This window comes from Streptococcus sanguinis (assembly GCF_019929225.1).
Classification (GTDB): Bacteria; Bacillota; Bacilli; order Lactobacillales; family Streptococcaceae; genus Streptococcus; species Streptococcus sanguinis_J.
This window is the reverse complement of sequence record NZ_JAHZPA010000004.1, coordinates 1-12,566: the sequence shown is the minus strand read 5'-3', so window position 1 is coordinate 12,566 and position 12,566 is coordinate 1. Positions and strand designations below refer to the sequence as shown.

At 42.5% G+C, this 12,566-nt stretch carries 13 protein-coding genes and 1 rRNA gene; 11 read left to right on the top strand and 3 right to left on the bottom strand.

Annotated elements, in window-relative coordinates:
* The first annotated feature begins 12 nt into the window (after positions 1-12).
* The 7 genes from K1I80_RS07460 to K1I80_RS07430 all read left to right on the top strand — a co-directional run bounded on the left by K1I80_RS07460 (position 13) and on the right by K1I80_RS07430 (position 6,872).
* On the top strand, positions 13-753 hold the full coding sequence (locus K1I80_RS07460; protein ID WP_002893499.1) for a Stp1/IreP family PP2C-type Ser/Thr phosphatase: 741 nt from the start codon (positions 13-15) through the stop codon (positions 751-753).
* Positions 750-2,603, top strand: coding sequence for a Stk1 family PASTA domain-containing Ser/Thr kinase (gene pknB / locus K1I80_RS07455; RefSeq protein ID WP_223311746.1), 1,854 nt, complete (start codon positions 750-752; stop codon positions 2,601-2,603). Before K1I80_RS07460 ends, pknB begins: the two co-directional genes overlap by 4 nt.
* Positions 2,604-2,748: 145 nt before the next feature.
* Positions 2,749-3,444, top strand: a complete 696-nt coding sequence (gene liaF / locus K1I80_RS07450) for a cell wall-active antibiotics response protein LiaF (RefSeq protein WP_002893496.1) — start codon at positions 2,749-2,751, stop codon at positions 3,442-3,444.
* Positions 3,441-4,460 carry an envelope stress sensor histidine kinase LiaS gene (locus tag K1I80_RS07445; protein ID WP_223311745.1) on the top strand — a complete coding sequence of 340 codons (1,020 nt, stop codon included), beginning with the start codon at positions 3,441-3,443 and terminating at the stop codon, positions 4,458-4,460. Before liaF ends, K1I80_RS07445 begins: the two co-directional genes overlap by 4 nt.
* Entirely contained in the window at positions 4,438-5,070 is a 633-nt protein-coding gene (locus tag K1I80_RS07440; protein ID WP_223311744.1) for a response regulator transcription factor, read from the top strand. Before K1I80_RS07445 ends, K1I80_RS07440 begins: the two co-directional genes overlap by 23 nt.
* Positions 5,071-5,109: 39 nt before the next feature.
* Complete coding sequence (locus tag K1I80_RS07435; RefSeq protein ID WP_223313453.1) at positions 5,110-6,510, top strand: bifunctional Cof-type HAD-IIB family hydrolase/peptidylprolyl isomerase; 1,401 nt, start codon at positions 5,110-5,112, stop codon at positions 6,508-6,510.
* On the top strand, positions 6,510-6,872 hold the full coding sequence (locus tag K1I80_RS07430; RefSeq protein WP_002901252.1) for a S1 RNA-binding domain-containing protein: 363 nt from the start codon (positions 6,510-6,512) through the stop codon (positions 6,870-6,872). Before K1I80_RS07435 ends, K1I80_RS07430 begins: the two co-directional genes overlap by 1 nt.
* 104 nt (positions 6,873-6,976) lie before the next feature.
* Here the strand turns inward: K1I80_RS07430 and cysK are convergent, their stop codons facing one another.
* The 3 genes from cysK to K1I80_RS07415 form a co-directional block, all read right to left on the bottom strand.
* Positions 6,977-7,906, bottom strand: a complete 930-nt coding sequence (cysK, locus tag K1I80_RS07425) for a cysteine synthase A (RefSeq protein ID WP_223313452.1) — start codon at positions 7,904-7,906, stop codon at positions 6,977-6,979.
* Between the two features lie 100 nt (positions 7,907-8,006).
* Entirely contained in the window at positions 8,007-8,447 is a 441-nt protein-coding gene (locus tag K1I80_RS07420; protein WP_002911311.1) for a PH domain-containing protein, read from the bottom strand.
* A gap of 11 nt (positions 8,448-8,458) precedes the next feature.
* The gene (locus K1I80_RS07415; RefSeq protein ID WP_223313451.1) at positions 8,459-9,103 is read right to left on the bottom strand and encodes a YigZ family protein; all 645 of its coding nucleotides are present in this window, start codon (positions 9,101-9,103) and stop codon (positions 8,459-8,461) included.
* A gap of 55 nt (positions 9,104-9,158) precedes the next feature.
* On the opposite strand from K1I80_RS07415, the gene K1I80_RS07410 reads away from it, so the two are divergent.
* The 4 genes from K1I80_RS07410 to K1I80_RS07395 all read left to right on the top strand — a co-directional run.
* Positions 9,159-10,457 carry a DEAD/DEAH box helicase gene (locus tag K1I80_RS07410; RefSeq protein WP_223313450.1) on the top strand — a complete coding sequence of 433 codons (1,299 nt, stop codon included), beginning with the start codon at positions 9,159-9,161 and terminating at the stop codon, positions 10,455-10,457.
* Positions 10,454-11,119: a ComF family protein gene (locus tag K1I80_RS07405; RefSeq protein ID WP_223313449.1), complete on the top strand. Its 666-nt coding sequence runs from the start codon at positions 10,454-10,456 to the stop codon at positions 11,117-11,119. Before K1I80_RS07410 ends, K1I80_RS07405 begins: the two co-directional genes overlap by 4 nt.
* 81 nt (positions 11,120-11,200) lie before the next feature.
* Positions 11,201-11,743, top strand: a complete 543-nt coding sequence (hpf, locus tag K1I80_RS07400; protein ID WP_002893481.1) for a ribosome hibernation-promoting factor, HPF/YfiA family — start codon at positions 11,201-11,203, stop codon at positions 11,741-11,743.
* Between the two features lie 333 nt (positions 11,744-12,076).
* Positions 12,077-12,566 (top strand): 16S ribosomal RNA (locus tag K1I80_RS07395); the annotation flags it as partial.

Here is a 12,566-nt window from a genome sequence, read left to right as displayed (position 1 = left end):
GAAACTGACAGTATGGAAATTTCATTATTAACAGATGTTGGTCAAAAGCGTACAAATAACCAAGATTATGCCAATCTTTTTGTGAATCGGGCGGGCAAGACCCTTATCATATTGGCAGATGGTATGGGCGGTCACAGAGCTGGAAACATTGCCAGTGAAATGGCTGTGACAGACTTAGGAGCTGCCTGGGTTGATACACAGATTGATTCGGTGAATCAGGTGCGTGAATGGTTTGCGGAGCACTTGGAAGAGGAAAATCAGCGCATTCATCAATTTGGTCAAGATGAAGAATACAAGGGCATGGGAACGACTTTGGAAGCCTTGGCTATTATTGATAATCAAGCCATCTATGCCCATATCGGTGATTCTCGCATCGGCCTGATTCGTGGTGATGAATACCGCCAGCTGACTAATGATCACTCGCTTGTTAATGCTTTATTGAAAGCTGGGCAGATTACTCCAGAAGAAGCAGAGCGTCATCCGCAGAAGAATATCATTACTCAGTCTATTGGTCAAAAAGACGAAGTACAGCCTGACTATGGTATGATTACCTTGGAAGATGGTGACTATCTTCTGCTCAACAGTGATGGTCTGACCAATATGATTTCAGACAGTGAAATTTGTGACATTGTCACCAGCGACATCAGCCTGTCTGAAAAAACTGAAACCTTAATTCGCTTTGCCAACAATGCTGGAGGGCTGGATAACATCACAGTTGCTCTGGTTCGCTTTGACAAGGAGGATAAGGCATGATTCAAATCGGCAAAATCTTTGCCGGGCGATATAAAATCATCAAGCAGATTGGCCGCGGAGGCATGGCAGATGTCTATCTGGCCAAGGACTTGATTTTGGATGGTGAGGAAGTTGCGGTAAAGGTTCTTAGGACCAATTACCAGACAGATCCTATCGCTGTCGCGCGTTTCCAGCGGGAAGCTAAGGCGATGGCTGACTTGGACCATCCGCACATCGTTCGGATTACTGATATTGGGGAAGAAGATGGCCAGCAGTATCTGGCTATGGAATACGTGGCAGGTCTTGACCTCAAGCGCTATATCAAAGAGAATTCTCCGATTTCAAATGAAGAAGCAGTCAGAATCATGGGACAAATCTTGCTGGCGATGCGCTTGGCGCATACACGCGGCATTGTCCATCGTGACCTGAAACCACAAAATGTCCTCTTGACCCCAGATGGCAATGCCAAGGTAACAGACTTTGGGATTGCGGTGGCCTTTGCAGAGACAAGTCTGACTCAGACTAACTCAATGCTAGGCTCGGTTCATTATCTATCACCTGAGCAGGCGCGTGGCTCTAAAGCAACTGTTCAGAGTGATATTTATGCGATGGGGATTATTTTTTATGAAATGCTGACTGGTCATATCCCTTATGATGGGGATAGTGCCGTTACGATTGCCCTGCAGCATTTCCAAAAGCCGCTGCCATCCATCATTTCTGAAAATCCTAATGTGCCTCAAGCCCTGGAAAATGTGGTCATTAAGGCGACAGCCAAAAAACTGACGGATCGTTATCAGTCAGTTGCAGAGATGTATGTTGACTTGTCCAGCAGCTTATCCTACGAGCGCCGCAATGAAAAGAAATTAGTCTTTGATGATGTAGCGAAAGCAGACACCAAGACCTTACCAAAAATCTCACCTGTATCGCAGCCAGCAGTTCCACCTGTTAAGCCAACTCCAGCTAAAGCGGAAGCGACTGAAGTTAAGGAAGAGACAGCTGATGCGGTTAAGAAAGTTCCAAAGAAACGTCGCTTGAGAACGCGTTATAAAGTACTTTTCTTTGCAGTCCTATTGGTTTTGGCGGCTTTTGTTGTCCTTCTCTATAACAGCCCGTCCAATACCAGCGTGCCAGATGTTTCTGGTCAGACTGTAGCAGAGGCTCGCTCCGCTATCGAAGCTAAGAAGCTGGTTGTCGGAGACGAAAAGGAAGAATACAGCGACAATGTCGAATCTGGTAAAGTCATTAAAACTGATCCACAGGCCAATAGTCAGCGCCGCGAAGGCAGCAAGATTGACCTGATTATTTCCAAGGGACCCAAGACCTTTGTAATGGAAGATTATGTCGGTCAAGCAAAATCGGCCGTAGTTGAAAATCTGAAAACAAACTATAATGTTTCTGAGAAATTGATTGAGATTGTTGAGGAGGAATCGGATGAGTACGAGCCAGGTCAGGTCATTCGCCAGTCACCGGCAGCTGGTTCGACCTATGATTTGACTTCTAATCATAAGATCAAGCTGACAGTGGCCAAAGAAGTAACTAGTGTGTCCATGCCTGACTTTGGCAGCATGCAGTACACCTACGCCAATGCTCGTTCTTACCTGATTCAAATGGGAATTTCTTCTTCTCGAATTGAACGAGTTGTTGACCGTTCGGTCACTTCGACTCAGGCAGATTTGGTAACTTCCCAGTCACCAGCCGCAGGTCAGACAATTGACCTCAAGTCTAATGAAAAAATCACTCTTTACGTGACAGAGGCAACGACACCATCATCATCTAGTTCGTCATCATCATCGTCTAGCAGTAGCTCAAAGAGCAGCTCATCGTCTGAAGATAGCGGACATGGAACTAGTTCCAGCTCATCTGATGGTTGATTAATAAACCATCCATTTTAAGTTTTTCAGCTTAAAACGGATGGTTTTTTCTTTTTTGCTGGACAAATTTCCCTATTTCATGCCTTGGACGGAGGATTTTTGGCCTAATTTTGTTAAAATAGGAAGGTAGAGAAAGGAAAAGGCTATGTGGAAGGTTCAATTATTTGTCTTTGTTGAAACAGTCTTACTATCCATGGCATTGGTGACCATGTTGGCAGCTGATTTTTCACGTGTTGTCATTATCTTGGTCCTTTTTTTGCTGCTGCTCTATTATTACTTCGGCAAGCAAAAAGGGAATTTTCTGCTGGTCGCTTCCATGATTATGCTGTTTTTCATTATTATGCTCAATCCCTATGTCATTGCTGCCCTTTTATTCGCGCTGGTTTATGGAATGATTGTGGCCTACCCTTATATCTATAAGGAAAATCAAGAAACCCATCTCGTTTACGAAGAAGATGTGGAAATTCAGAGTGAGAAGAATCGCTGGTTGGGGGATCTTCAGCATTTTTCTAAGGACAGCTGTCAATTTCACGACATCAATCTCTTGCGCATTGTTGGGAAAGACACCATTCATTTGGAAGACGTGATTTTGGTCAACCATGATAACGTCATTGTCATTCGAAAGGGTTTTGGTGATACTAAGATTATTGTGCCGCTGGATGTGGAAATTCAGCTGCAAATCAATACTCTTTACGGGGAACTGAACTTTCTGCATCATCCATCCCGCAAGCTGCGCAATGAAACCATTTCGCTGACGACACCAGACTATAAACGGGCCAATAAGACAGTGAAGATTGTCCTCGTCAGCTTCTTAGGAAATGTGGAGGTTGTCAGAAAGTGAAGAAATCAAATTATTTTCTCATTCTCCTCTATACTTTCTTTGTCTTATTTATCATCTTTCATTATATTTTCAATATTTTTGATTTTACTTGGCAGGAGCTCTTTAATGATTTGGAGCTATTGCAGTCTTTTGTGTTCTTTGTTGTGATTATCGGTTTATCACTGACTATTCTGATTGTGATAGCAGCTCGCTTGATACAATATCTGTCGGTAGCCCATGTGCAAAAAAATCTTCGGCGTTTGCTGGATGGCCGGAGACTGGAGCCGACAGACCAACCCGAGTTGGATAGCTCTCTGCATCAGCTCGAGAGAAGGCTCCACCGTCTGACAGAGAATCTCCAGAAGTCTGAAAATCAAACCCTGCAGACAGAAGAAAAAATTATCGAAAAAGAACGGCGGCGGATTGCGCGTGACTTGCACGACACTGTCAGTCAGGAATTATTTGCAGCCAATATGATTCTTTCAGGAGTGGCTGGAAATGTAGAACGGCTTGATGGAGAAAAACTGCAAAAACAGCTCAAGGGGATTGCCGATATTCTGGACACAGCCCAGAAGGATTTACGGATTCTTCTGCTCCACCTGCGGCCTACAGAGTTGGAAAATAAGACTCTGGTCGAAGGGATGGATGTGATTATCAAGGAGCTAACTGATAAAAGCGACATTGATGTTCGCTTCAATCATCAGGTTGGGAATCTACCCAAACAGATGGAGGAGCATGTCTTCAGAATCATGCAGGAAATTATCAACAACACACTGCGGCATGCCCAGGCCAGTCGGTTGGATATTTACCTCTATCAGGCACCTAATGAGCTTAAAATCAAGGTATCTGATAATGGCATTGGTTTTGATCCGCTAGCTCAGGATGAACTCAGCTACGGCTTGAAAAATATGGAAGACCGTGTACGGGATATGGCGGGCACTTTTAAGCTTTTGACAGCCCCCAGAAAAGGTCTTTCTATTGAAATCACGATACCTTTACTAGAAGGAGAAGATCATGAAGATATTGTTAGTGGATGACCACCAGATGGTCAGATTGGGATTGAAAAGTTATCTGGAACTGCAAGAGGATATAGCTGAAGTATCTGAAGCAGTCAATGGCAAAGAAGGAGTTGAGCAGGCTTTGGCAGAACATCCGGATGTGATTATTATGGATATTGTCATGCCTGAGATGAATGGGATTGAAGCGACACTGGCCATTTTAAAAGAATGGCCGGAAGCAAAAATTCTGATTTTGACTTCTTATTTGGATAATGAAAAAATTTATCCTGTTCTGGATGCAGGCGCTCATGGATACATGCTTAAGACTTCCAGCGCTGAAGAAATTCTCCGTGCCGTCAAAAAAGTGGCCAAGGGAGAATTTGCCATTGAAACAGAGGTCAGCAAGAAAGTGGAGTACCATCGTAACCATATCGAGCTTCATGAGGATTTGACAGCTCGTGAGCGTGATATTTTAGGGCTTTTGGCCAAGGGTTATGAAAATCAACGGATTGCAGATGAGCTCTTCATTTCCCTCAAAACGGTCAAGACTCATGTCTCCAATATCCTGTCCAAATTGGAGGTGAGCGACCGCACTCAGGCAGTTGTTTATGCTTTTCAGCACCATCTTGTCCCCCAAGAAGACTTTTAATGGTATAATAGAAAAGATTAAGATTGGACAAGGGGAGATATGGACGCAAAATTAAAGTATAAGGCCAAAAAGATAAAAATTGTCTTTTTCGATATAGATGATACCCTGCGGGTCAAGGATACAGGTTTTATTCCGGATTCTATCCAGACAGTTTTCAAGCAATTGAAAGACAAAGGGATTTTGACGGGTATTGCGTCTGGACGAGGAATGTTTGGTGTCGTGCCGGAGCTGAGAGCTTTGCAGCCAAACTTTTTCGTTACCCTGAACGGAGCCTATGTCGAAGACAGCAAAGGGAAGGTGATTTCTCAGACAGTTATCCCGTCTGATAGAGTGACGTCCTATATTGCTTGGGCTCAGGAGGAAGGAATTGACTATGGTCTGGTCGGCAGCCATGGAGCAGCCTTGTCCAATCGAAATTCTCTGATTTCAGAGGCCATTGATGTGGTTTATCCAGATTTGCCTGTTGATCCAGATTTTCATTTAGACAAGGATATTTATCAGCTTTGGACCTTTGAAGATAGAGGAGATGGCCTGCAGTTGCCAGAGGCGTTAGCGGAGCATCTGCGTTTGGTTCGCTGGCATCCTCATTCGTCAGATGTCGTGCCGACAGAAGGTTCCAAGGCAGCCGGAGTTTCCAAGGTTGTCGAGCATCTGGGCTTCAAACCTGAAAATGTCATGGTTTTTGGCGACGGACTCAATGATTTGGAATTGTTTGACTATGCAGGAATTGGCATTGCCATGGGCGTTTCCCATGAAGAACTGCGAAAAAGAGCAGATTATATTACAAAAACAGTAGAAGAAGACGGTATTTTTGCCGCTTTAGAGGAGTTAGGTATGGTAGAAAAAGAATTACATTTTCCACAAGTAGAACTTGCAGCAGCAGAAGGTCCAAAAGCGACTATCAGGACTAATCATGGTGACATGAAAGTTCAGCTTTTTCCGGAACAGGCACCAAAAACAGTAGCCAACTTTATTGCTCTTGCTAAAGACGGATACTATGACGGTGTGATTTTCCATCGTATTATTCAGGACTTTATGATTCAGGGTGGTGATCCTACTGGTACCGGTATGGGCGGTCAGTCTATCTATGGTGAGAAATTTGAAGATGAGTTTTCACCTGAGCTTTACAATATTCGTGGGGCTCTTTCCATGGCAAATGCTGGGCCAAATACTAATGGCAGTCAATTTTTCATTGTTCAAAATAAAAATCTACCTTATTCGGCTAAGGAGTTGAGCCGCGGCGGCTGGCCTGAAGCTATCGCTGAAGTCTATGCCAGTCAGGGAGGAACACCGCATTTGGATCGGCGCCACACTGTCTTTGGTCAGCTGGCTGATGAAGCGTCCTACCAAGTTTTGGACAAGATTGCAGCTGTTGAGACGGGGGCTATGGACAAGCCTGTGGAAGATGTTGTGATTGAGACGATTGAGGTTGAAGACTGATGAAAATCGGTGATAAATTAAAAGGCAAAATCACAGGGATTCAGCCTTATGGAGCTTTTGTTGAACTGGAAAACGGAACGATTGGCTTGATTCATATCTCAGAAATTCGTCCAGGCTATATTGAAAATATCCATGATAGTGTAAAGATCGGCCAGCAAGTCTTGGTACAGGTTGTGGACTATGATGAATTTTCTGGGAAGTCCAGTCTGTCCATGCGGACCCTGGAAGAAGAAAAGCACCGCCTCCCTAGACGCCACCGCTTTTCAAATGACCGCTGTAAAATTGGTTTTGAGCCTTTAGGCAGACAGCTGCCTATCTGGATCAAAGAGGCAAAAAAATTCTTAAAAGAAGAAAAAGTTTAAAAAATATCCTGTTCCATAAGAGAACAGGATATTTTTGTTAGATAGAATTGCCATTCAATTCCTAGCCGAGTGCTGAATTGAAATGGACATGTTTTCAAAAAATACTAAGCATCAAATTCATAGAGAGCGGTAGACAGGTAGCGTTCGCCGTTATCAGGTGCCAGAGCAAGGACTTTCTTGCCAGCTCCTAGTTTTTTCGCTACTTCAATAGCTGCGAAAATAGCAGCAGCAGATGAAATTCCCACTAAGAAGCCTTCCTGACCGCCAATATAGCGTCCAAATTCCAGTGCTTGATCAGAAGTTACGCGGACAATACCGTTGTAGGCTGCTGTATCCAAGGTCTCTGGAATGAATCCAGCTGAAAGTCCTTGGATTTTGTGAGGGCCTGGCTTCTCACCAGAAAGGATAGCAGATTCGTCTGCTTCAACTGCATAGATTTGGATGTCTGGATTAACTTTTTTGAGAGCATGAGACACACCAGAAATGGTTCCGCCAGTTCCGACACCGCCTACAAAAGCATCCAGTCCAGTTTCACCGAAAGCAGCGATAATTTCTGCTCCTGTTGTTCGTTCGTGTACCTCTGGATTAGCCGGATTGTTAAATTGCAGTGGCAGCCAGCCATTACGTTCTTGTGCGATTTCTTGTGCTTTTGCAATAGCGCCTTTCATTCCTTCGCTACCCGGAGTCAAGACCAACTCAGCACCATAAGCTTGGATAATCTTGCGGCGCTCCACACTCATGGTTTCTGGCATAACAATGACAACCTTGTAGCCTTTGGCTGCTCCAACCCATGAAAGGCCAATACCAGTATTTCCGCTGGTTGCTTCAACGATGGTATCGCCAGGCTTAATAAGGTCATCGCGTTCAGCCGCCTCAATCATGCTGAGAGCAATCCGGTCTTTAACAGACGAACCAGGATTGAAAGCCTCTAACTTCACATAAACCTCAGCAGCTCCTTCTGGAACCAAGTTGTTCAATTTGACGATGGGAGTTTGCCCAATTAGTTCTGTAATGTTTTGATAAATACGTGACATAGGATACATACCTCAATATAATTTAATAGAATTAGTATAAAATGAAACAAGCGCTTTGTAAAATATAAAAATCCTATCAAAGTGATAGGATTTTTTTATATTAGATTAAACCATTAATTTTCAAACGATTATTATAGGCTAATTCAAATAGATATTTATATAAGGGTGCAATATCTGCCTTTTTAGGAAATTCGAACTTATGTTTCTTAGGGAACTCGTTGTGGGCTTTTAAAAAGGCATTGTCTAAATAAGTGATTGTAATTTCACTATCATCAATACCAGCTCCAGCAGTTTCCATATCAACGTCCACAATATTCATCAGAAAAATTGATTTCACAGACATCTTCCGGCCAGTTGCTCCTTGCTTGTCAGTAAAAATAATACGAATATTTGTAAATAAGATAGAGTCACGAATCAGAGTGTAGCCACTCTGGATAACTTCACCTTCAAGTAAATATTGTCCGTATTCTTTTGAAAGTTGATCAACATTTTGTTCGCTGAAATTTCCAGCTAATCCTTGCATTAATTTTCCAAATGCCATAATTTTCTCCTTTAATTTTCTTTATCTAGTATAGCATGCACTTCAACTTCTCGCAAGCCTAAGTCAGTTAGTTCTATTTTTCCGTTGAAAAATTCTGTTAAATTTCTCTTAGTGATTTCTTTGATATTTTTGTCAATATAAATGGTTGTATCAACTAATTCTGTAAAGATAGTATCGGTTTCTTCTAAGTTTTGGACCTTAAGAAAATTCGTAAAATCCTGATATTGACTGTAAGACAGTTGTAGGCGCAGGCCAGCCTGTTCTTTTATCTCAACCAGTCCAATCTCCTTAATAGCCAGAGCAACACTGCCGGCATAAGCTCGAATCAGACCGCCGGCTCCGAGTTTAATACCGCCAAAATAGCGAGTAACCACAACGCAAAGATTGGTCAAATTGTGCTTTTCTAGGACTCCCAGCATAGGAACTCCGGCTGTTCCGCTGGGCTCACCATCATCGCTAGTTCGCTTTATATCACTCTTTTCCCCAATGATAAAAGCAGAGCAGTTATGAGTGGCCTTGTAATGTTCTTTTTTTATAGCAGCTATAAAAGCGCGAGCCTCTTCCTCAGAGTAAACTCGTTTTACATGGCAGATAAAGCGGGATTTTTTAATTTCCTCTTGAACCATACCATCTTCTTTAATTGTCTTAAATTCCATAACTATATTTTACAAAAAAAGACGAATTTTGCCAAAAAATTACGAATAAATAAGTATGTTAGAGTTACAAGATTGTTTAGGACGGATATTTACAGAAAATCAGTTAGAGCCTAGCTTGCGAGCACAAGCAAAAGAAATTCCCAGTATCCGAGAAGAAAAAGGCAAGCTCCGCTGCGGACGCTGCAACAGCTTGATTGAACAAGAAAATCAGCTACCTGTTGGAGCTTATTATTGTAGAGAATGCTTAATATTGGGCCGGGTACGGAGTGACCAAAAACTTTACTATTTTCCTCAAGAGGATTTTCCTAAGAATCAGGTGCTTAAATGGCAGGGGCAACTGACAGAGTTTCAGGGGAAGGTCTCCAAAGGCTTACTGGGTGCGCTAGAGAAAAGACAGAATACGTTAGTGCATGCTGTTACTGGCGCTGGAAAAACAGAAATGATTTACCAAGTGATTGCAAGAGTTATTGATAGAGGAGGAGCTGTTTGCTTGGCCAGTCCGCGGATTGATGTTTGTTTAGAGCTTTATCGGCGCCTTAAAGAAGATTTTTCTTGTGAAATAGCCCTTCTGCATGGGGAGTCAGAAGCTTATTTTCGCAGCCCCTTGGTGATTGCCACCACCCATCAGCTGTTGAAATTTCATCAAGCATTTGATTTGCTGATTGTGGACGAGGTAGATGCTTTTCCTTATGTGGATAATCCCATGCTGTATCACGCTGTAGAGCGTTCAGTTAAAGAGGATGCTACAACTATTTTTCTGACAGCCACTTCCACAGATGAACTGGATAAAAGAGTTCAAAAAGGCCAGATGAAACGCCTGAGTCTTCCCAGAAGATTTCATGGTAATCCCTTGACCATCCCTCAGAAAGTTTGGTTATCCGATTTTCAAAAACATCTTCAGAAGAAGAAAATAGCACCTAAACTTTTGAACTGTATAGAAAAACAGAGAAAGACTCAATTTCCTCTCTTGATATTTGCTGCAGAAATTCAAAGAGGAGAGGATTTTGCTCAGGCTTTGCAGATTGCTCTGCCGGATGAAAAGCTGGCTTTTGTCGCCTCCACAACAGAAAATCGTCTAGAGATTGTCGAGCAGTTTCGTCGCAAGGAGATCACTATTTTGGTGACAACGACTATCTTAGAGCGTGGAGTAACCTTTCCTGGTGTAGATGTTTTTGTCTTGGAAGCCAATCATCGCCTGTTCAGTCGTAGTGCTCTGGTTCAGATTTCAGGCCGAGTTGGCCGTAGTATGGATAGACCGACTGGACAGTTGCTATTTTTTCATGATGGGACTACCCTTGCTATGGAAAAGGCAATTCGGGAAATGAGAGATATGAATAAGGAGGCGGGATTATGACAGAGTGTCTTTTATGTAAGGAGCAAATTAAGGAGAAAGGCAGTTTTTTACGGCTTTTTCTATTAAAAGAAGAAGGACCAAGCTGCTGCTCCACTTGTTATCAAAATTTTGAACGCATATCTGAAGAGCATTGCCCACGCTGTTTTCGAAACGGGCAATCAGATTTATGTGCAGATTGCCAAAAATGGGAGAAAGAGGGGAATCAAGTCCAGCATCAGTCACTATTTACCTATAATGAAGCAATGAAGGAATATTTCAGTCAATACAAGTTTCAGGGAGACTATGTATTGCGCTTTGTATTTGCAAAAGCAGCTAAAAAAGCAGTCAAAATGTTTAGAGAGCATACCATTGTTCCGATTCCAGTCAGTATCGAAAAATTTCAAGTGAGAGGTTTTAATCAAGTGCAGGGGATTTTAGATGCTGCAAACTTATCATATAGAAATATCTTAGAGAAAAAAGACACCCTAGCACAGTCGAGTAAGACACGTGAGGAGCGTCTGCGAACGCAGCAGGCTTTTAAAGTTAAGAAAGGAGTTGATTTGCCAGATAAAATTTTGCTGGTAGATGATATTTATACGACTGGAAAAACCTTGCAATTGGCTAAGCAAATCTTGCTGGAAGCAGGAGTGAAAGAAATTTTGACATTTTCAATCGCAAGATAAGAAAAAATTTGCAAAAAAGGAATGAAAGCGTTATAATGATATTATAAATAAAACATTTATGTTTAGAAAGAAGGTACTTATATGCTTAAATATAGTATCCGTGGTGAAAACCTAGAAGTAACAGATGCTCTCCGTGACTACGTAGTTTCTAAACTTGAGAAGATTGAGAAGTATTTCCAAGCAGAGCAAGAACTTGATGCGCGTGTGAACCTCAAGGTTTACCGTGAAAAGACTGCGAAAGTGGAAGTAACAATTCCGCTAGGCTCCATCACTCTTCGTGCAGAAGATATCTCTCAGGACATGTATGGATCAATTGATTTGGTCACAGATAAGATTGAGCGCCAAATCCGCAAAAATAAGACCAAGATTGAAAGAAAGAATCGCAATAAAGTTGCTACAAGTCAGCTTTTCACAGATTCCTTTGCTGAAGAAGCAGAAGAAATTCCGTCAAAAGTTGTTCGTTCAAAACACATAGATTTGAAGCCAATGGACTTGGAAGAAGCGATTCTGCAGATGGATTTATTGGGACATGATTTCTTTATCTATTCCGATGCTGAGGACAGCAGCACAAATGTTATATACCGTCGTGAGGATGGAGATATTGGCCTTTTAGAAGTCAAATAAATAATCTAAAAAGGTTGAGAGCAAGTTTCTCAACCTTTTTAGATTATAGAAAGTCATGCACTCAGGTGGCATAAACCAGCTTCCTGCTCACAAAGAAATTAACTTTATACTTAGAACTGAAAAATAAACTTTAAAAAAAAATCAAAAAATATTAGAAAAGGTATTGACAGTTGGGTGGTATAGGTGATATACTAATATAGTTGTCGCGAAAGACAAAGCCCTTTGAAAACTGAACAAGACGAACCAAGTGCAGGGTGACATAGAGATATGTAACCTGTCAAAAAAACGAAAATAAATCTGTCAGTGGACAGTAATGAGTGCGAACTCAAACTTTTTAATGAGAGTTTGATCCTGGCTCAGGACGAACGCTGGCGGCGTGCCTAATACATGCAAGTAGAACGCTGAAGAGAGGAGCTTGCTCTTCTTGGATGAGTTGCGAACGGGTGAGTAACGCGTAGGTAACCTGCCTGGTAGCGGGGGATAACTATTGGAAACGATAGCTAATACCGCATGATATTGATTATCGCATGATAATTAATTGAAAGATGCAATTGCATCACTACCAGATGGACCTGCGTTGTATTAGCTAGTTGGTGAGGTAACGGCTCACCAAGGCGACGATACATAGCCGACCTGAGAGGGTGATCGGCCACACTGGGACTGAGACACGGCCCAGACTCCTACGGGAGGCAGCAGTAGGGAATCTTCGGCAATGGGGGGAACCCTGACCGAGCAACGCCGCGTGAGTGAAGAAGGTTTTCGGATCGTAAAGCTCTGTTGTAAGAGAAGAACGGGTGTGAGAGTGGAAAGTTCACACTGTGAC

Excerpts from the sequence above, each read along its gene's own strand:
- K1I80_RS07460 (WP_002893499.1), top strand. The coding sequence starts at position 13 with ATGGAAATTTCATTATTAACAGATGTTGGTCAAAAGCGTACAAATAAC.
- pknB (WP_223311746.1), top strand. The coding sequence starts at position 750 with ATGATTCAAATCGGCAAAATCTTTGCCGGGCGATATAAAATCATCAAG.
- liaF (WP_002893496.1), top strand. The coding sequence starts at position 2,749 with ATGTGGAAGGTTCAATTATTTGTCTTTGTTGAAACAGTCTTACTATCC.
- K1I80_RS07440 (WP_223311744.1), top strand. The coding sequence starts at position 4,438 with ATGAAGATATTGTTAGTGGATGACCACCAGATGGTCAGATTGGGATTG.
- K1I80_RS07435 (WP_223313453.1), top strand. The coding sequence starts at position 5,110 with ATGGACGCAAAATTAAAGTATAAGGCCAAAAAGATAAAAATTGTCTTT.
- K1I80_RS07430 (WP_002901252.1), top strand. The coding sequence starts at position 6,510 with ATGAAAATCGGTGATAAATTAAAAGGCAAAATCACAGGGATTCAGCCT.
- cysK (WP_223313452.1), bottom strand. The coding sequence starts at position 7,906 with ATGTCACGTATTTATCAAAACATTACAGAACTAATTGGGCAAACTCCC.
- K1I80_RS07420 (WP_002911311.1), bottom strand. The coding sequence starts at position 8,447 with ATGGCATTTGGAAAATTAATGCAAGGATTAGCTGGAAATTTCAGCGAA.
- K1I80_RS07415 (WP_223313451.1), bottom strand. The coding sequence starts at position 9,103 with ATGGAATTTAAGACAATTAAAGAAGATGGTATGGTTCAAGAGGAAATT.
- K1I80_RS07410 (WP_223313450.1), top strand. The coding sequence starts at position 9,159 with ATGTTAGAGTTACAAGATTGTTTAGGACGGATATTTACAGAAAATCAG.
- K1I80_RS07405 (WP_223313449.1), top strand. The coding sequence starts at position 10,454 with ATGACAGAGTGTCTTTTATGTAAGGAGCAAATTAAGGAGAAAGGCAGT.
- hpf (WP_002893481.1), top strand. The coding sequence starts at position 11,201 with ATGCTTAAATATAGTATCCGTGGTGAAAACCTAGAAGTAACAGATGCT.